A 19,804-nucleotide genomic window follows, 5' to 3' on the forward strand; every position below is an offset into this window, starting at 1 on the left:
TTCAGTGGGCGCCCTTCACGACGTTGACGAGGTCCTCGCCGGCCACGTAGCGGCGCACCTGCGCGTTGACCACCGCGAAGGCCCGTGGGCCGGACTGGGCGATCGAGCCGGCGGCGTGCGGGGTGATGATCAGGTTCGGCGCGTTCCACAGCGGGTGGTCGGCAGGCAGGGGCTCCGGCTCCATCACGTCCAGGGCGGCACGCAGTCGCCCCGAGGTCAGTTCTGCGAGCAGTGCCGGGGTGTCCACGACCTTGCCGCGCGCCACGTTGACCAGCAGGGCGCCGTCGGGCATCCGGGACAGGAACTCCGCGTCCACGAGACCTGTCGTACCGGCGGTGAGCGGAACGGTCAGCACCACCACGTCGGCCTCGGGCAGCAGGTCCGGCAGTTCCGACGTCGCGTGGATGCCGTCGCGCGCCGTGTGCGCCACGAGCACGGGAACGGCGTCGAAGCTCTGCAGGCGCCGCGCGGTCTGTTCTCCGAGGTCACCGGCGCCGATGATCAGGACGCGCTTGTCGCGCAGGTCGTCGGCCTCCATCGGGTCCCACCGGCCCTGTCGCTGCGCTTCGCCGAAGTGGGGCAGCCGACGCAGCGTGGACAGGACGACGGCGAGGACCAGTTCGGCGACGGCCGGGCCGTGTACGCCACGCGCGCTGCACAGGGTCACACCGTCCGGGACGTGCTCGAGGATGTCCTCGACGCCGGCACTCGTCAGCTGGGTGACCTCGAGCTTCGGCATGGCGGCGAACTTCCCGGCGAGGTTGGTGGAGTCCTCGACCTGCGGCACCCAGAAGACGGTCTCCGCCAGGCGTGCGGGCTTCTCGCTTTCGCCGTCCCAGACGATCACGTCGACCTCGTCGGGAAGGGCTCCGAGGAGATCGCGGGCATTCGAATCGGGTACGCAGACGACAGTCATTTTGTCAGTGTAGACATCCAGAAATTCATCCACGGTGGCCGGAAACACCCGTGCCCGATGGATCAGCCGCGCCCGTCGGTGCGGCTTAGAAGGCAGAACCGAACTTCTACAGGAGACTCGTCATGGTCATCACACAGCTCACCTACCCCCACCAGGAGCCGGAGCTCACCGGCGAGGACGTCCGGCTCCGCAACTGGGCCAGGAACTCCCGGCTGGGCCTGCCCGGCTCGGTCGTCGCGCCGGCCACCGAGGCGGAGCTGTGCGACTTCCTGTCCACCAGTGACGGCCGGGTCCGGATGATCGGGAGCCGGATGTCGCCCGGCAGGATGATCGAGGTCGCGGACGGAGCCGGCACGCTCCTGGACCTGAGCAGGCTGAGTGGCCTGATCTCCAGCACCGAGGACACCGCGACCTTCGCCGGTTCCACCTCCCTGGCCGAGGTGTATGCGTTCCTCACCGCGCGAGGGCAGATGCTGGACGCCTCACCCGGGGTGATCGCCGAGCAGACGCTGGCCGGCGCCCTGTCCACCGGAACCCACGGTCAGGGCCTGCAGCAGAGCTCGATCGCCGGCGCCGCACTGGCCATCCGCATGGTGTTGGCCGACGGCACGGTCGCGGAGTTCGACCGTGACCACCCGGACTTCCCCGCCGTCCAGCTCGGCCTCGGTTCGCTGGGCGTGATCACCGCCGTGACACTGCGCGCGCGGGAGTCGATGATCTACACCTGCGTGAAGAAGGCCGTCGACGCCGGCACCCTCGAGACGGACCTGGAGACCTGGAACCGGGAGAACATCCTGGTCAAGGCGTGGTGGTTCCCGCAGGAGAACCAGGTCCAGGTGTGGACCGCCAACGAGGCGTCCGACGACGAGGTGTCGCGGTACCGGGCCGGCGGCAGTCAGCTCGTGGAGTACGCGACGACCGATACGTCCATGAACAGCACGATCGAGGCAACGCTGCAGCACCTCCGCGACGACAGCAAGGGCGTCGCCGACAACGGCAAGTCGCTCCGCACGGTGTCGCGCTTCCGGGACTTCACCGACGTCACGGGTGACATCTACCAGGTGTTCTGCAAGGGGATCGCGACCCCCCAGATCAACGTGGAGATCGGCATCCCGCTCGCGCAGGCCGGAGCGGTCATCAGGAAGATCAAGGACTGGCATGCGGAGACCCGCCCTCGCATGCACTACCCGGTGATCCTCCGCTGCACCGGCGCGTCCGACGGATGGCTGAGCCCGTCCAACGGCCAGGACACTTGCTACTTCGGCTTCGTGGTCTACTACGCGGCCGACGGTTCGCTGTCCGAGGAGGGGAGCAGTTTCCTCCGGGCCGTGGAGCGGGCCCTGGCCGAGGAGGGCGGCCGTCCCCACTGGGGCAAGTACTTCGACGAGTCCCTCTACGACTGGCCGGCGCTCTACCCCCAGTGGGAAGCCTTCCGCCGGGTGCGCGAGACGCTGGACCCGGAGCACAGGTTCGCGAATGCCTTCACCGATGCGCTCCTCGACTGACCCGACCCGCCCACTAGGACAGGAACACCACCGATGAACGCCTGGGTGACCTTGCTGACTCAATCCGACTACCTGATCGGGGTGCGTACGCTGCGGGCGTCGCTCGCGGCCTCCGGCAGCACCATCCCCCTCGTGGTCATGGTGACCGAGGGGATCGACGAGCAGGCCCGGCGCCTCCTGCAGGACGACGGGTGCCTCCTGCGCGACGTGGCACCGTTGCGTCCGGCCGGGGGGTCGACGGACAGCTACGCCAACGCCCGGTTCGCGGAGGTGTGGACCAAGCTGGCTGTCTGGGGCCTCACGGAGTTCGAGCGCGTCGTCTTCCTGGACGCCGACATGCTGGTGACTCGGAACATGGACGAGCTGTTCTCGCTGGACCTGGCCGACGGCGCCATCGCCGCGTGCCACGCCTGCCGGTGCAACCCCAACCGGATCGCGAGCTATCCGCCGAGCTGGACACCCGAGACCTGCTTCTACACGCACTGCAGGGGCGGGGACCACGTCACCGAACCGGGCGCGACGGACAACTACCTGAACGGCGGCTTCCTCGTGCTGTCACCGGATGAGGCCGTGTTCGCCGACATGATGTGGCGGCTAGCAGGCGTGGATGATCTGTCGCACTACCCGTTCGCGGAACAGGACTTCCTCAACGAGTTCTACCGCGACCGTTGGCGTCCGCTGCCCTACGTGTACAACGCGCTGAAGACCCTGCAGCACCAGCACCCGTCGGTGTGGAACCCGGCGGCGGTGAAGAACATCCACTACATCATCGACAAGCCGTGGGCGAAGCCGCTCGACCCCACCGACCGCTACGTCGAGGTGAACCGGCTCTGGTGGGAGACGGCCGACGCCCTGGGCGCACCAGTCGGCTCGTGAGTTTCAGACAGAGGTGCGTCGTCCAGACCCCGCTACCTCGTGAAGGGGTTCGCCCTGCGGCATTCGGCGCCGCTCTTCGGTGAAGTCCGGCTCTGCTGGTATCGAACGCCTTGCTTTCCTTGGATACTGCGAGCACCATACCGGCTGGCATTGCGCATAGCGGCGGACACGACTTAAGCGCCTTAGGGCCGGCAACTGACGTCAAAGCCACGGTTCTGTGTGCCGCCTGCTGGCGCTCATCCACCTGTGATGTTTGGGGGACAATGCCAGTGCAGCGGTCCCCGCTGCGGGATCTACGACGAAGATAGCGGAAGTTGTGACCCGGATAAGCCTTTTGGCTGAGGATTGCGGGCTCGACTCCCTCCACTCTCCCTCGCCGCTGGGTTAGGCTGGCCGTCCCTGATAGACCACTGGGTCGAGTTTTGTTGTGCTTCGCAGTGAACCTGCAAGGCTGTAGAAGCCCACCTGGGGCTTGCCGAACTGGAACACGCGGTACAGGTGAAACTGGTCGGGAACTTCAGTCGAGAATTCGACCTCGTTGCGTGAGACCAGGAACGGAAGTTGCTTGATGCTTCGGGTCGTTTTGACCTCGATGTACTTCTCCTCACCGGACGGCCTAAAAGATCGCACGTCATAGCCCAATCCATCACCATGCGTGATGGACACGTGCTCTACCCGATCCGCGAGTTTCGTCTTGCCAAGGTTCCTCAGGGTGCGCTGTTCGTGGGCGACGACCGCCAGTTCCCCCGCTAAGCCGAGATCCCTTCGCTGAGCCTCTACTTGCTGAAAATCGACGAAGCGCCCCGCTCGGGGATGCCTTCCATTCGTGTTGGTCAGCTCCAGAACTGGCGCGTCCGCTTGGAACAGCAAATCTGCAGGACCGCTCATCGGCAGCACCGTGTCTTCAACCGAGCGGAGCATGAGCTGCCGCAACTCGGCGTCACCCTGAAAGGCATCGAGGACCGCTGTGCGTAGGCGGTCTTGGACGTTCCGCATCGGCTTGTAGCCGTCAATGGGGATGCCCTTGGCTTCGATGATGACGGCTGAGATGTTCTGGTGTTTGAACTCGATAGAGCCCTTGGTGCGGCCAATAATCTCTTGAAGCTTTCGGTTCTCCTCAGCCTTATTGAACGGCTCCCCGGCCAGTTCCAGCCGCAGCATCCCCAGATAGCTGGAAACGATGGCGCCCACCTCCGCGTCCGTCCAGTCACTACCTCGTGCTTCAGCCATCGAGCCAGGATACGTGAGCTATCCACCGCGCACGTCCGGCTCTGAACACGGCTGCAAATGGTTGCGTCATTGACGACCCGCCGGGATTTGATCAAGCCCCGTATCCGGATTATGACGCTCCGTCCCAAACCCATGCGGTGCTCGGACGGTGTAGAAGCTCAGCACACGACCTCGGAGCCGGAGGGCTAGAACGTGCCGTCGGGACACTCCTAGCGCCAGCACCCCAACTGCCGTCGTCCGTCGTGCATCCGACTCTCCTGGGCGCGCGGGCCCGACCTGCCCGGGAATCAGCGTGATCCAGCCGTCCGAGAAGCTACTCAAAAGCTTGGTGAAGCCTTCGTCTGCAAACCCCCGTACTATCAGTCAAATCCGTACTCTGATTGGATGACCGAGAGATTGCCGGGCGCCGAGAAACGATGCCGCCTGTGTGGTGCCAGACTCAAGTTTCAATTCGAGCTGATCGTGCCGGATCACGTAGCACCAAACGGCAGGAGCTGCGACCTTTCGGGCGAACGCATCGAGGACCGGAAGTCGGTCGAGGGACAAAACATCGAAGGAAAATGTTCTATCTGCAACAAGGTTCTCAAGCTCATCCCGAAGTCGGGACTCCTGCCCATCCATAAGAATTACTCGAACCTGACGTGCGGCGGCTCTCGTGGTCGTCCTGAGCACCGCCAAGGTACGAGGAGATGGGTTCCCAGAGCATCACGGGAGCCTGGAACCAACAGCGTACGCGCCACGTCAGCTGGTCATCACCAGTGATCGTGCAGCCGGGACGTCTGTGAGGAATTGAACGATCACTGAAAGCCGGTGCTGTACGGAGACCACTCTCATGATTCAGCGAGGTCCGCTTCGAGGACGGCTTGATCAGATTGTGAAGACACGATCTGGCCGAATTGACCGAGGTAGGACAGGAAGATACAGTCCGCATAGCAGGAGGCCGTTGGCGCCTAGCATGGGCAGGCCGATTACTCCGGATAGATCGGCTATCCCTATTAGCGTCTCGCGAAGCGCTGGGCCGCCCAATTGTGTCGGTTCTTGTTTGATGATGGTTCTGATTGGTAGATACTGAGTAGTCGGCAGCGGTCTCTTGCGGAAACGTCGGCATCGCTCACGAGTTGGACCTTTGGGGGAGCGGTGGAACTGACGAATCTGCAGCAGCTCATGCAAAAGACTCAAGTATCCGAGACCGCTTTGTTCGATCTTATTCGGGGTCAGGTGGATCCATATACTGAGTTTCGTATCCCGAAAGGACGGAACGGCGCCCTCCGTATCATTGCTGCTCCTTCGCGTGATCTTGGGAAGTTGCAGCGGTCAATTCTAGACAATATCTTGTCGGCCCCCCAACGGGCATCACAAAGCTTCGCTTATCACAGGGGAGTATCCGTCACCGATTGTGCGAGGGTACATTCCCCGGCTAGATGGTTGGTCAAGCTCGACCTGAAGGATTTCTTCGGTTCGGTCAGCGCAGTTCGGGTTGCGGCGGCATTCACTAGCATTGGTCTGACGGAGGAATTTTCCTCGCAATTGGCGTTCATCTGTACTAGGCGAGCAGGTGAAGGGGGAGCGCGGTTCCTGCCTCAAGGAGCGCCGACTAGCGGGTTACTAGCGAATCTTGTTGCCGCCGCTTTGGACGAGTCGCTTGTGTTATTCGCCCGACATCTGAATCTCCGTTACAGCCGGTATTCAGACGATTTGATTTTTTCATCCTCCGGGACCTTCTCGCGATCGAAGGCACTTCGCATTGTCAGGCAGGTGCGAAGCAAGGTTGCTGCGCACGGCTTCACTCTCAACGAGGACAAGATACGTATTCGGCCTCCGGGAAGCCGCCTCCTAGTGCTCGGGATGCTCGTGGATTCCGAGTATCCAAGACTCAGGCACGACTTCAAGCGCTTAATTGAATGGCACGTATACGGGGCAGAGCGTTTCGGCATTGCTGAATATTCAGCCTCCCGTGGCTTCACGTCGATTGAGAGCTACCTTCGCCACGTCGATGGGCTGTTGGCGCACGCGCTTGACGTTCAGCCCGACTGGGCGGCGCCTTTGCGGCAAAAATGGAACTTTATCTCAAGTGCTCCCGCTGGCAGGCTGCTCGGGCCGCCGCGGGAGGTGCCATGAACGAGCTCGCCCTCTGCGCAGGGAGATCGGAACATTTTGTGCGTAATGAATATCTTCTGCGGCGGACGAGCAAACAAGAGCATCTGAGTCGAAACGTGGGCTGTCCTGTTTGTGCGTATGGGTGTGGCTGATCATGGACAGCATGGTGTTCCAATCAGCATCGACAGGCACCCGGAGATAGTCATCGCAGGTTGCCCCATGGTAGAAGGAAAGAAGCTTAGTTCTGACAATGGCGTGGCGGAGTACGAAGTGCCCTAATGAGAATGCCTGAGTGGAAGCTGCGGGCACTGTTGGCGGTAGTCAGGCAAGAAGCTAGCACGGCAACGACGTTGCCTTGCTGACCGGAGCCGCCAGTGTTTGGCACGGCGACACCTACAGGAAGAAGCAGCATGAATTATCCTGCAATCCTCGACGAAGACCACGTGACCCAGGCCGCGGACCTGGTCCGACGGTACTACCGACCTATCGCGGGCAATTCCAGTCCTCGCACGGGGACGCGGTTCGATGACTGGGCGGGGGGCGGCGATCGGCCGGACGTTGCTGACCTCATCACTGCCGACGACCTGGTAGCTGTGTCCTTCCTGTCGGTGGATATCAAGGGACGCGCAGCTATCGGTTTGCTGGAGAAGCACGCCGACGAAATTGCTGACCTGCTTCGTCAGCTTCCGGCTGACGTCGACCTCTGGGATACGGACATCGACGAGCTGAATGCAACGGGTAATCCCGCAGACGAGCTGTGGCGTCTTCTACGGGGCAGGAAGTACGGGCAGTGGGGCATCGGCCCCACTCGGGCAAGCAAGATCATGGCTCGCAAACGCCCGCGTCTGATCCCTATCTACGACTCCGTGGTTCGTCCCCTCATGGGACTGAAGGACTCCGGAGGCCAGTGGACCACATGGCACGCCGCGCTGACTGATGGTACCGATCTCCCTGAGCGGCTGGAGGCTATACGCGAGACCGCTGATGCTCCTAAACACATCTCGGCGCTGCGAGTGATGGACATCGTGCTTTGGATGCATGGCATCGAGCTTGGGATTGAGCCTGACAATGACGATGACATAGCTGATCCCGAGGAGTAGGGATGTCCTCTATCCTCGTGCGTCCGCTGGGTGGCTCCTGGAGCGAGCCGTCCCAGGTCGGTTACGAGCGTGAGGCCGACCTGCAGCAAATTCTTGCCGACCATCCAGGTCTCATCCCGGGGGTAGGAGAGGACGCCGTTGCATGCAAGGAGGTGCAGTCGAGTGCAGGCCCTGCCGACCTGATCGTTGTGGATCAGGCAGGCGGCCTGACATTGGTCGAGTGCAAGCTCGCCTCGAACCGCCAGGTGCGGCGCGAAATCATCGGGCAGATGTTCGACTACGCATCAGCGTTTTGGCGAATGCCGCTGGCTGAGTTTGAGCAGCGATGGCTCGCTCGCTCGGGCATAAGTCTCTCCGACAGCGTCGTCTCGGCGAATCCCGACTTTGCCAGCGCCGTCGCTGAAAACCTGAAAGAGGGGCGCTTCAATATCGTGCTGGCGGTGGACGCCATAAACGACGACCTCACGCGCATCGTCGAGTACTTGAACGCGACGTCCGGACCGGCAACATCGGTCATTGCCGTCGCGTACAAGCGGCTGCTGACCGAGCACACCGAGATCCTCCTGCCGACCACGTACGGGGAGGAACTCGCCGAGGCGAAGACTGCCGCTGCGGAGCGGACCCATGGGCGCTGGACCGAGGAAGAATGTCGTTCATGGATGCGGGACAACGACCCGGAGAACTTGTCCAGGTTCGATCTACTCCTCAAAGAGGCCCGGCACCGCAGTATTCCGTTCGTCGGTTCAGTGAAGCGGGAGAAGGGCGTGCCGGCCGGGTCCCTTCAGATCGTGTTGGACGATGCCGGCACAACCGGGCACGTCTACGTCTATCACTACACGGCGAGCTCAACGTCCATTGAACTCAGTTTCACGGCAATACCGAAAGCGGCCGGATCGGATGCTTACCACCATCGCATGGGCGCATTTCTCAGGCATCTCAAGGAGATTGAGGATTTCCACCGCGCTGCATCAATCCTGCGCGAATCCGAATGGAAACGCCGCCCGAATGTACCGTTGTCCGAGCTGTCCTTCGAATCCGTGAGACGTCTCGTTGCGGTCGTCACGGACGTCAGACCCAAGTAGCCGGCGTACTAGCGGCGGGGAGCCATTGCTCGGCACTCCGCAGTGCTTGGTCAAGCTTTCGGCCGCCAGCTGCCGTAATCTCGGCGTCGTCACCGACGATGACGAGAAGACTTCTCGCTCGAGACAGCCCGACGTACAGCTGCTCGGCCGCTCGTTCCATATCGCGGAAGCCGTTGACGCACAGAATGATGACGGAGCGTTCAAGACCCTTGAACCCGAGGACGTGTCCGTAGAACTCGGCGTCGTCCTGATAGAACTCGCGCCAGTAGTCGCCAATGGTGCCGTTGTCGAAGTGTTCCTGGTGCACGGGATGGCGGTGGCGAGTGGTGAGGAGCGCTATCTGATTTGCGGCCCAGCCCTCCTCGATGAGGGCATCGACGCAGTCCCCGGCCAGGTCGAGGGCGTCCTCGGTTGAGCAGCGGACACGGCGGACAGGCAGGCCGGTTGCACCTCTGGGTCTGAAGTGGGGGCCAGCGAAGCCTTTGAAGGTCTCTGCGATCCTGCGGGTATTGCGGAGGTTGTCATCGATGTGAATCGGGACAAGGTCGGCAAGCGGAGCGGTTCCCTCTTCAAGCGTGTGAGCCTTCCAGCGCCGGTACACGTCCTGCTGGTCGTCCATGAAAGCGTAGATCTCGCCTGCCTCCGGGTCCTTCAGGCACATCTTCAGGGCCTGCCACCAAAGCGGGGCGAAGTCCTGTGCCTCGTCGACGACGACGGCGTCGAGCTTCTCCGTTTGCGGCAGGGACTCCGCAAGAACCAGGAGCTCCTGAGGAAGCTGTTCGTCGAAGTACTCCTGTCCTTTGCCGTCCTGTACACCGAGTGCGAGGGCATATTCGTGGAACTCGCCCGTGAAAACCGGGGCTGCCTGGCGCCAGCCCTGCACCTGGTTCCGGAGGTGCTGGCTGAGCCCCTTGTTGTAGCAGAGAAGGCCGACCCGCTTGCCTTCCTTTGCCATCCGCTTGGCTTTCTCGATGGCCAGCCAGGTCTTACCGCTTCCTGCCCCGCCCACGTACCGCACTCGAGGCAGTGAGCGGGTGGCGGCGAGGAGGATCGCCTGGCGCTCGGTGAGGTGATCCTGGTTGTCCTCCGCTTCGCGGGCTGAATAGGACGGGTCAACTACTGATTCGAGCTGCCCTAACTTCGGCAGCATGCGCTCCATAAAAGAGGTGGCCAACGGATTCGTGCCACCGCCCTCGCGCTCGATGGCTTCACGAATACGAATGGCGGGGGAGAGGAGGTCATCCGCGTCGAGAATCAGGGTTCGAGCACAACCCGCCATCTCCCACTGCTGTGGAACCTGTGTGTAGGGGAAGCACGCCATGTACGCGAACCTGCTCGAAACACGGCTACCCAGCTGTTTCTCCATCCAGGTGCGAAAGGCATGCATGGAGCTCTGGGACTGGACGACGGGGCTCTGAATCTTGTGCCGCCCGTCGGTGCCGCCGGACTGGTACCACTGACCGCCCTCAATCGACACGAGGCCACCCTTGACTTCAATGGCAGCAAGGCCGACGCCGGGCCAGAACACCAGCAGGTCTATTTCACACTCCGCGCGACCGTCACGCACCTGCACGGAGTGGGCGACGACGGCATTACCTGGCAGGTCCTGGCGTAGCCTCTCCCACGCAGCCCTCTCGGCAGACTGAGCTTCAGTGAACTCGGGCTCGGCCGGAATTGAACGCATAGCTCCCCCTAAAATTTGAATTCACCGTACCGTCTGCACGACCCCTTCAGCGGCAACAGCGGCGTCAACGCAAGTCCTGCCACTATGGCCATGACGGCTAGTGATTTTCCTGCACGTTCAGGACCGAGAGCCGGGTTAGCAGTCGGTTGCATCGAGCTGCATGAATGCGGTGAGCGTTTCGAGAGAGTCGGTGAGCCCTGCCAGAATGGAGCCATCATGCAATGGACAAAACGCACCACCGAGCTGACCGCCGTCGAAATCTGCGCCGGGGCCGGCGGCCAAAGCCTCGGCCTTCATCTCGCTGGGTTCCGACACACACTGGCGGTCGAGATCGACCATGCCGCGGCCGACACCCTTAAGCGCAACCTATCCCGCCTCGCGGCTAGCGAGGGGCACCCGGAGCCGGAGGTCGCCATTGGGGACGTCGCTGACGAGTCGGTGTGGAACCCCGCCAACCACGTAGGCGTGTCGTTACTTGCCGGTGGTGTGCCGTGTCCGCCGTTCTCAATCGCCGGTAAGCAACTGGGTTCATCCGATGAGCGTGACCTGTTCGCGTGGGCTGTCGAGGCGGCGGGTCGAATGATGCCTGACGCCGTGCTGCTTGAGAATGTCCGTGGGCTGTCGATGCCGCGCTTTGCCGGTTATCGACAGGCCGTACTCGATAGGTTCGCCGAGTTGGGGTATCGGGCTGACTGGCGGCTTCTGGAGGCGAGGGACTACGGTGTCCCGCAGTTACGGCCTCGTTTCATTCTTGTAGCGCTGCGCGAAGAGTTTGCACCATACTTCGCGTGGCCGGAGCCGATTCCCTCCACACAGACGGTGGGCGCTGCCCTCTACGATCTGATGGCAGAGAACGGTTGGCCGGGTGCGGAGGCTTGGGCGATGAGGGCCAATCGAGTGGCTCCAACCATCGTCGGTGGTTCGAAAAAGCACGGCGGACCCGATCTTGGCCCGACCCGTGCGAAGCGCGAGTGGCGCTTATTGGGCGTTGATGGCCTCGGAATTGCGGATGCGGCACCTGGTCCTGACACCCCGGGTGACTTCATCCCCAAGCTGACGAATGAGATGGTTGCGCGCATTCAGGGGTGGTGGGGTCCAGAGTATGAGTGGGACTTCGCTGAACGGAAAGGGCGTAAGACGTCGACCTACCGGCAAATCGGCAATGCGTTCCCCCCGCCGGTAGCGCGTGCCGTTGGGGTCGCCATCGCGTCGGCACTGCGCAAGGAAGTAACCTCGACCAACATCCATGGTGTGGTCAGCCATGACGAGGTGTACCGGGTGCTACGAGAGCATGGGGGCTTTATCTCGCTCGCGGGGTTGCGCAAAGCGCTCCGAGGAACCCTGGCCGACCTGGAGATTGAGCGCAGGGTGGGCTTCATCCGCCGCGACTTCGACGTCGAGGTGCGTCTGCGCGGTGGCACACCCACATACAAGCTCGGGGAGTGGCGCGCCTTCCGCGGGCAGGAGGGCCACGCCCGCCACGAGGCTTTCGCGATCGACCGTCTACGCTCGAAAATTAGCTGAGCGAACTGGCCTTCGCTCGACATAGTTAGTTTCCTGAGCAACCGCGCCACACTAGGTCCTCCAGCAGTATTGCGGAGGCGGCCGATAGGCTTCGAGTGTCAGGGTATTGGCACACTTCATCAAGAACCAGCGCGAGGATTTTCTCAGTGACAGACTTCGGCATACCTCCCAAAGGGGAGGAGATCAAAGCCGTCATAAGTCAGCGCCTGAAACAGGCAATGACTGAAGACGGCGCCAAGATCACGATCGACTGGCGTGGTGAGCCACGCCATCTGTATGTGATCTCTATGCCGGTCGATATGCTTTTCTTCAACCCGGACACTCACCGGATCCGCGCTCAGCGAACGCTCGATCCGGAACGCGATAAAGCAATTGACGAGGATCCCTGGGGGCAAATAGCCCAGGAGTACCTCCACGACCTACTTAGGCAGCGGCCTGCGAACCCGGATCAGCGGGACCCTGACTACACGGCGTTGATGGACGAGCTGGACGATGTCGGTCAGCGCGAGGCTGGCATCGTGAGCCCGCATGGGATCCTGGTCGACGGCAACACTCGAGCTGCCGCGTTGCGCGATCTCGGCGAGCGAAATATTAGGGTCGGCGTTCTGCCGGATGACACCTCGCGTCAAGACATCAACACGGTGGAGTTGTCCCTCCAGCTGCGCAGAGACCGGCGGCGTGATTACTCCTACATCAACCGTCTGATCGCGATCGACGAGGAACTGGGGCGCGGCCGCTCCGAAACCGACGTTGCTAGGGACTTCAACATCAAACCAGCTACGCTGCAACGCGACCGCTGGGTTTACGCGCTCATACTCGATGCAATCGACCGCAGTAAAACCCCGGATGGTGCAGCCCTGCGTCTGATTGATTTTGAGCAGCACCAGGAGAAGCTTCGCGAGCTCCACCGCGACTACACAAAGTTGGCTACAACCGACTCCGATGCAGCTAAGCGGCTCATGCACTCACGGCTGGCGATGGTGCTTCTGGATTACCCGAAAACCTCCTTGCGTCTCGCAGAGGCAGACTTTCACGTGCGGTACCTTCAAAGCCGTCTGCCGGAGGATCTTAAGTCGACTATGCCCCGCTCAGAGAAGCTGTCAGTTCCGGGCATTCCAGGAGCTATACTGCCGGATCAGAGCAACGATTCTGCGTCCGCCGAAGCTCTTACGAATCAACTTCTCCAGGCGAAGGCCGTGGCCAACGATGACAAGAGTTCGACCCCCGAGGACATAGCGAAAGCATCAACGGTAATAAAGCAGGCGCGCGACACATTTGCCGTGGCGGTAAAGCTTGCCGGGCAAAACGCAGAGCTCGTCAAGCGGCAAACCGCAGTGCCCGAGCGGTTAACCGACGCAGCGGACTACGTTACACAGTGTGCGAGCGAGTTCGCGGAGGCAAAGGCAAAGCGAGCCCTCGACGACGAAGCTTTCGATGACGCACTCATCGTGCTCCGCGATAGTCTCGAAAGTCTCGCCCGCCAGGCAGGACGGACCTTTCCCGCCCCCGGGGAAGGCGTTGCCTGGCTCCTCAGCGCAGTCCGCTCCCGATAATGTCAGTCAATGGTCCGAGCCTCACCCTTAGTCTCGCTGTCGACGCGACGCGAGCCCGGCTTCTTGTCCGGCCCGGGCTGGAGGAGGATCTTCGTAGACTCGCGGTCGGCTTCCGGAGCAGTACGCGGCGGTCGCCAGGTAGCGTCGAGATCGAGCTCGACGACCTCCTGATGAACCTTGAGGTCCTCAGCAAGTGGCCGTATACGGCCGACGGCGAAGTGGTCTGGGACACGCATTTGCAGGCGCTTGTGGTCGACTCATTGCACGACGCGCAGACTCTTTCTCATCAACTCGATTCTCCACACGCACCAGAAGCCGTGGAGGCGGAGTCTGTCCCCGAAGTTCTTGGGCCCGAATGGATCGGTGATCTCACGCTGTTCCAGCGCCGCGACGTTGCCAAGTTGTTGTCGCTGCGGCACGGCGCAAACTTCTCCGTCCCTGGCGCCGGCAAAACGAGAGTTGGGCTGGCGGTTTTTCAAGCCCTGCGCCGCCGGGAGGGTATCGAGCGGTTGCTGATTGTAGGACCTAAGTCGAGCTACAGCGCATGGCAGTACGAGAACACCAAGTGCTTCCAGTCGGCGCTGTCTCTGGAAGTAGTCGACGGTGCCCCGGCGAGTTCAGCGGAAGCAATCATCGTCAACTACGAGCGAATCCCGAACTTGGTTGGTTCGCTTAGCCGCTGGCTCACGGAGCGGTCTTCGATGATTATCCTTGACGAGGCCCACCGCATGAAACTTGGGGCAGATGGGGCATATGGCGCAGCCTGCCTCGCTCTCGGTCCCCGCAGCAAGCGCCGGCTTATCCTCACTGGGACACCAGCACCAAACGGCGTCAAAGATCTTGAAAACCTCTTCGGCTTTGTGTGGCCGGGAACTGGTCGCCAAAGCGTTCTCCGGGCAGTTAACGGTGGCAATCTCGCCGAGGCGAGCCGCGCGCTTCGGCCGCTTTTCACGCGGACAACGAAAGGCGAGCTTGATTTGCCGCCAGTGGAGACCACGCTCAGGACCATTGCGTTGCCACCTTTGCACGCCGAGATCTACGAGGCCCTCGTCGGCCAATTCTCTGCCCGGGCAACGGGACACGAGGGAGACTTTCAGGCTCTCGGTCGGATCCTGGTCTACATGCTCATGGCTGCAACCAGCCCTGCTCTTCTCGCAGTCGGAACTACCAGACATGAACCGCTGGCGTATCAGGTTCCCCCGCTTGCAGTACCACAGCGGTCCTCGCTTTATCAGTTGATGCAGGACTTACCTGCCTACGAAATGTCGCCGAAGTATCAGGAAGTGCTCGCGATCGTGCGTGATAACGCCGCTCAGGGTCGGAAGACCCTCGTGTGGTCGACTTTCATTCGCAGCCTCAATACTCTGCAACGGATCCTGGCACAGTTTGGCCCTGCCATGGTGCACGGAGGTACCCCTGACCGTGAAGAGCAGATTCAGCGGTTTAGAGACGACCCCGACTGCATGGTGCTGCTGTCCAATCCCGCGACGCTGGGCGAAGGGATCAGTTTGCATCATGACTGCCATGACGCGGTGTACGTGGACCGTGACTTCGCTGCAGGCCGCTTCCTGCAAAGTCTCGATCGGATCCACCGTCTGGGGCTAAAGCCCGACGTCGCAACCCGCATTACAGTCCTGGCCTCAGAAGGCACTATCGATGAGGTAGTTGCGGCACGGCTTGCCAGCAAGCTGACATTCATGGGCGGTGTCCTCGATGACCCTGCGGTGCAGCAGCTCGCAGATCTGGATGAGGAACCCCCCGTGGGTGGAGGTCTCGACAAGGGCGACCTTCAGGCATTGATGGGCCACCTGCATGCGTCTTCCACCTGAACCGGTCCTGCTCGCTGCCAGGCGGTGGCTGGAAATCCTGCCCACAAGCGGTGGCGTCCCACGCGCTCAAGCCCTACTGACGACCCACAGACAGTACAGCGACTTGTCGCCCACTCAGTACGCCACTGCGCTTGGCTGGCTGCGCGACCTGAAGCTCCTTGAACCAAGGAAACCCCCGATCCCTCCGGCGAATTTGATTTTGGGTGCAATCTTCGAGAACGCAGCACCTACCTGGGTACAGGACGCTGACGAGCTCGTTCGATCACCGGACGAGCTGCCCTCGGACATTGTCTCGGCCGGCGACGTTTTGGGCCTCGACTCGAACGGGGTGTATGAGCAGCTGATTACCAGTTGGGGCAAGGTCGACACCACTGTGCGTGAGCGGGTGGGTGCTGCGGGCGAAGCAGCGCTCGTCACCTTACTCAGGGAAGGCACTAACGGCCGCGTCGACCATGTGTCGACATGGTCTGATGGGTTCGGATACGACATCGCCTTCGCCCAGGGCACGGTGTCCGCTCACCTCGAGGTCAAAAGCACAACCCGGGCCGGACGATTTACGGCATATCTGTCGCGGCACGAGTGCAGTGTGATGCTCCGCGATGAGCAATGGGTGCTGGTCGCCGTGCGGCTGACCGCCAAACACGAGATTATCGGAGTGGGGTCTGTGCCCCAGGAATGGATTGCAGCAAACGTCCCACGTGATTCGGGGCCCTTCGGGAGCTGGGCCTCGTGCAAGCTCGAAATACCAGCGGAAATTATCGAGCACCAAGTCCCGCAGCTTGGACAGGACGCGGCGAGCAAGCTTCCACCTTGGCATACGGCGCAGTAGCGCGAGCGTTATCGGTAAAGGGTTAGCAGGTCGGCGACATGAGATTGGGGAAACAGCATGGAACAATCAGCTTGGGACAACCCTGAGTCCACGGCAGGGTCGATGGTTCGGGGGGCTCTCTGGCTTCTGCAGGTGGTCGGTGAGGGCGGTACCTTCACGAAAACCGAGCTGCGGAATGCTTTTCCCGGTGTTTCTCAAATAGACAGAAGGATTCGGGATCTAAGGGACTACGGGTGGGTTGTGCATTCGAGCAATGAGGATGCATCTTTGCTCGCCGAAGACCAGCGGTTTGTGAAGGCTGGAGCAGCAGTGTGGGACCCGCGGGAGCGGAGGAATGCTGCGCCGCAAAAAACTCTCTCAAGCAAGGAGCGACAGGCGGTCCTCGCACGAGACGGGTACATGTGTACCCTGTGCGGAATCGCGGGTGCGGAGCCATACCCAGACGACAATGTTATGACAGCCGTTCTCGCGGTCTCGCGCCGCACCATCCGTACCTTCGATGGTCGGGAAGCAGATGCCCTCGTAACTGAATGCAAACGGTGTAGGTCAGGGCGAGTTGCAACACCCATCGATGTTCAGGACGCCGCTACGGCTGCAAGGGACCTTAGTCCCGGAGAGCTTCGCAGACTCATTCGTTGGATGATGCGTGGGAGGCGAGGTCTAACCGAGCTTGACCGCGCGTGGGCGGCGTACCTGCGAGTCCCGTCTGATCGTCGACAGGATGTTACAGACCAGCTCCGGCCGGAACACTAGCGAGTAAAAGAGCGCCGTTGCTCGGAATATCCTGGCCGTGCGAGAGTCGTTCGGCTCCAAAAGCGCAGTGTTGCTCTAATTGCGTCGAGCTCAGGATCTACTGATCCGGGTGGTTCATGCCCCAACAGACTCAGGACGGCATACCTCATGGGCTAATAACTGGTGACTTGAGGCCGGCGTGGCCGGGGCCTAGGTGTCAGTGACACTGATTAGAGTTGTAAGCGTGGGGCATGATGAAGGTTCAGAAAATTGGATGAACTACGACCGATGGCAGTCAAAGTTGTCCGCCGAATTTTTTCCGGCGAACCAACTCGATGAACCCGTGGTCATGTTCCTCGATGACGAAGAACTGAAGCGGCTATGTCCTGCTCTACCTGATCCAATGGAGTCGCTGCGCTCAGCTGTTCTTGCCGAACTTAGGCAAACCGATAAGCCTGCGATTTTCGAGCGTATTGACCGGCGCCTTGCCTCATGGAGGACGGGCCCCCAAGACCAGCCACCACCATGTCTGCCCTTGCTAGCCGTCACCGTTCTCGCCGCATCCCGGATGCGCAGAGACGGAATGTTTTCGTCCTCTGCTTACTATCCTCGGCTCGTCAGTTTGATGACGTCCGGCACGAACAGGCTCACTGCGACGGGAATGCAGAAGCATTTTGATCAAGTTGCCCAGATGTGGAAAACACTGGATGACTGGATAGAACGAAACCGAGACTTGGTCGGTACCAGCACCATACACACTCACGAGACTTTCAAAAGGATTGGCTACCCGCTTTCCCAAACCGTGCTGAAAGCATCTGATCGAGAGAGACTGTCTGCGTTCTTCGACAGACTCCAGGTCGACCGAAATTCCCCGCCCTCACCCGACGAGCTGTTAGCGAAACTTCGCTTGTGGATGGACAAGCCAAGGGGATTCTCGTCGGGGTTCGTCGATCTAGTTGAAGCAGGCCCGGGCAATCCGTTGCTGCTGGCTGTAATCGTCAAGTTGGCCACCGAACAGTCCGCAGAACCGGCTCAAGCCGATAACCAAGTGCGGCTGGACCTGAGCCTGCGTATTGACTCGGACGACTGGTCCATCAGCTGGGTGATTCCGGTACACCCCCGGTTGGAAACGGACGAACTGAAGCAGGATAACGGTACGCTGCTGACGATCAGGAAACCTGATTATGGATCCGTCTACCAGGTGGTAGACGGCAACCTCTCTCAGAACGCCTCATTGATCAACCACCCTTATCGGGCGACAGGAACCCGAGCAGTGCTGACGAAGAGAGTGCGCCAACTGTGGGTTCTGCGTCGAGACTCCTTATCGGGGCACTGGCAGTCAGTAGCCAGCGTTAGTCCTGGTGAGCAGCACCTGTTGGTAGTCCAGGAATCCGACGTGTCGGAGCTGAACGAGCTTCTGGCTAGTAGCGCCGCTCCCGGTTACTGGAGATTTCGGGGCACGCTCTTTCCGGGATGGGCGGTATATGCCGGGGTGACTTTCGTAGAGCCGATTGACCTGTCATCGGCAGGCTCGTTCAACAGCCTGGGCCAGCTCCTCAAAGTGCCTTCTAGCTTGCAAGCACGACTCGTGAACGGCTTGAAGCTCCACACAGATGTCGGTGGGCAACACTACCTGCTAGGGGGTGAACCGGATGTGCAGCTCCCAGAAGACCATTCGGTTGAGTACGTCCAAGTTGTCCTCGATGACAAGTTGCCTGGAATGCGGATAAAGCCCAATGGGTCGCTTTTTTCTCTCCGGCTAGTTGGAACTTTTACCGCGGGCAAGCATGTCGTTTCAGTCGATAGCTCAAAACTAGAGTTTTTCGTCCACTTGAGCGGCTCTGCTGCGCAAGGGAAGATTAAAGAAAGAAATTATGACTTCAAGGTTCCTGGTTCCGACCTAGAAAAAAACTCTTTTGAATACGTTTTGTGTAGGCGGGGAAGAGGGGCGGCCGTATGGTTTGTAACCCCTGCAGGGTTGGTGTGGAAGTGTACTGAGTTTTTGATCCCGCCGTCTTTAAGAGATCTCGGATTTCCCGAGTCGTACCGATGGAAAGTCCCTGTCGCCGAGGGTGCAAGCTGGGTTTTGACAGAATGGGGAGGGAAGCTTTCCAAGCCGCTTTGTATTACTGCTGATCCGCCAGCCTTTGGAGTGCTTGACGCACCAGCCCTGGCTTTTTGGAGGCGAGTAGCTCAGGAAACTATTGGCAACCCCGATCCTCTTTGGCGAGCATATTTGTCGCAGTCAATTAAGGACAGTATCTATGCACGGTGATTTGTTTCTTCAGTGGTTGAGCTGCCGTGGTCATGGCCGCATCTCCGACGTAACTTCATCCGTCGCTGCGCTTGTAGAGGGCTCAGCACGTACCAAAATCAACGTCTCTAGAGCGTATCTGGGACGTTTGGAGGTGCTGGGGCATCTTGACCTGTTGTGGGCAGAGAGCAGATGGCGAATCCGACCAACCGTAATCACACAACTTCCGGGCTCCTCCGCGTTTGCATTGGTTATCGGCGAACGAACACCTGAGTTGGAGGAACGGCTGGAAGAAGTTGTGGTGCTTCACAAAATCGAATCAGTAAACTCCGAGGCGGCATCTCTCGGAAACCCTAGCGCATTAGTTATTGAATACGACAGTGAATCAGAGCTGAGGAGAGTCGTTGCTGATGTAGGAGCGATTTTCATTCCGTGTGCCGCGTCTGCCATAGCCGCGAGTCTTCCTCCGCTGACTTCAGGACCTCGGTCTGCAGGGCCAAACATGCACGGAGTGCCGATCGAGTTTTTTGATCTTTCAGCACAGGAATTTGTCCCTGTTCAAGTGCTCAGCCGAGACGGGCTCTTTAGGCAGA

General features: G+C 60.7%; 14 protein-coding genes. 11 read left to right on the top strand and 3 right to left on the bottom strand.

The annotated features are described in order from the left end of the window. Position 1: 1 nt before the first annotated feature. Positions 2-916, bottom strand: coding sequence for a 2-hydroxyacid dehydrogenase (locus tag ACX80I_RS09820; RefSeq protein WP_459344930.1), 915 nt, complete (start codon positions 914-916; stop codon positions 2-4). A 122-nt stretch (positions 917-1,038) separates the two neighbouring features. Here ACX80I_RS09820 and ACX80I_RS09825 point away from each other — a divergent pair, with 122 nt between their 5' ends. Both ACX80I_RS09825 and ACX80I_RS09830 read left to right on the top strand, forming a co-directional pair. Then, a complete protein-coding gene (locus tag ACX80I_RS09825) occupies positions 1,039-2,421 on the top strand; it encodes a D-arabinono-1,4-lactone oxidase (protein WP_459344931.1) in 1,383 nt (460 codons plus the stop codon). A 51-nt stretch (positions 2,422-2,472) separates the two neighbouring features. Further along, positions 2,473-3,297, top strand: coding sequence for a glycosyltransferase family 8 protein (locus ACX80I_RS09830; RefSeq protein WP_459344932.1), 825 nt, complete (start codon positions 2,473-2,475; stop codon positions 3,295-3,297). Between the two features lie 384 nt (positions 3,298-3,681). Here ACX80I_RS09830 and ACX80I_RS09835 read toward each other — a convergent pair whose 3' ends face one another. Next, the gene (locus tag ACX80I_RS09835; protein WP_459344933.1) at positions 3,682-4,527 is read right to left on the bottom strand and encodes a protein NO VEIN domain-containing protein; all 846 of its coding nucleotides are present in this window, start codon (positions 4,525-4,527) and stop codon (positions 3,682-3,684) included. Positions 4,528-5,691: 1,164 nt separating this feature from the next. Between ACX80I_RS09835 and ACX80I_RS09840 the strand changes: the two genes are divergently transcribed. From ACX80I_RS09840 to ACX80I_RS09850, 3 genes are all read left to right on the top strand, one after another. Further along, positions 5,692-6,645: a reverse transcriptase family protein gene (locus ACX80I_RS09840; protein WP_459345156.1), complete on the top strand. Its 954-nt coding sequence runs from the start codon at positions 5,692-5,694 to the stop codon at positions 6,643-6,645. A 389-nt stretch (positions 6,646-7,034) separates the two neighbouring features. Continuing rightward, on the top strand, positions 7,035-7,724 hold the full coding sequence (locus ACX80I_RS09845; RefSeq protein WP_459344934.1) for a DUF6308 family protein: 690 nt from the start codon (positions 7,035-7,037) through the stop codon (positions 7,722-7,724). A 2-nt stretch (positions 7,725-7,726) separates the two neighbouring features. Beyond that, positions 7,727-8,806, top strand: coding sequence for a hypothetical protein (locus tag ACX80I_RS09850; RefSeq protein WP_459344935.1), 1,080 nt, complete (start codon positions 7,727-7,729; stop codon positions 8,804-8,806). On the opposite strand, the gene ACX80I_RS09855 is transcribed toward ACX80I_RS09850, so the two are convergent. Then, positions 8,793-10,490 carry a nuclease-related domain-containing DEAD/DEAH box helicase gene (locus ACX80I_RS09855; RefSeq protein WP_459344936.1) on the bottom strand — a complete coding sequence of 566 codons (1,698 nt, stop codon included), beginning with the start codon at positions 10,488-10,490 and terminating at the stop codon, positions 8,793-8,795. The genes ACX80I_RS09850 and ACX80I_RS09855 overlap by 14 nt on opposite strands. A gap of 216 nt (positions 10,491-10,706) precedes the next feature. On the opposite strand from ACX80I_RS09855, the gene ACX80I_RS09860 reads away from it, so the two are divergent. The 6 genes from ACX80I_RS09860 (at position 10,707) to ACX80I_RS09880 (ending at position 19,232) form a co-directional block, all read left to right on the top strand. Then, on the top strand, positions 10,707-12,014 hold the full coding sequence (locus ACX80I_RS09860; RefSeq protein ID WP_459344937.1) for a DNA cytosine methyltransferase: 1,308 nt from the start codon (positions 10,707-10,709) through the stop codon (positions 12,012-12,014). Positions 12,015-12,160: 146 nt separating this feature from the next. Then, positions 12,161-13,567 (top strand): hypothetical protein, encoded by a 1,407-nt coding sequence (locus tag ACX80I_RS09865; protein ID WP_459344938.1) that lies wholly within the window; start codon positions 12,161-12,163, stop codon positions 13,565-13,567. A gap of 170 nt (positions 13,568-13,737) precedes the next feature. Next, the gene (locus tag ACX80I_RS09870; protein WP_459344939.1) at positions 13,738-15,396 is read left to right on the top strand and encodes a DEAD/DEAH box helicase; all 1,659 of its coding nucleotides are present in this window, start codon (positions 13,738-13,740) and stop codon (positions 15,394-15,396) included. A gap of 103 nt (positions 15,397-15,499) precedes the next feature. After that, complete coding sequence (locus ACX80I_RS09875) at positions 15,500-16,225, top strand: protein NO VEIN domain-containing protein (RefSeq protein ID WP_459344940.1); 726 nt, start codon at positions 15,500-15,502, stop codon at positions 16,223-16,225. 102 nt (positions 16,226-16,327) lie between these two features. Continuing rightward, positions 16,328-16,978, top strand: coding sequence for a KpnI family restriction enzyme N-terminal domain-containing protein (locus tag ACX80I_RS17285; RefSeq protein ID WP_525929868.1), 651 nt, complete (start codon positions 16,328-16,330; stop codon positions 16,976-16,978). Between the two features lie 223 nt (positions 16,979-17,201). Beyond that, complete coding sequence (locus ACX80I_RS09880) at positions 17,202-19,232, top strand: hypothetical protein (RefSeq protein ID WP_459344941.1); 2,031 nt, start codon at positions 17,202-17,204, stop codon at positions 19,230-19,232. Positions 19,233-19,804: the final 572 nt, after the last annotated feature.

The organism is Arthrobacter rhamnosi, from assembly GCF_054510855.1.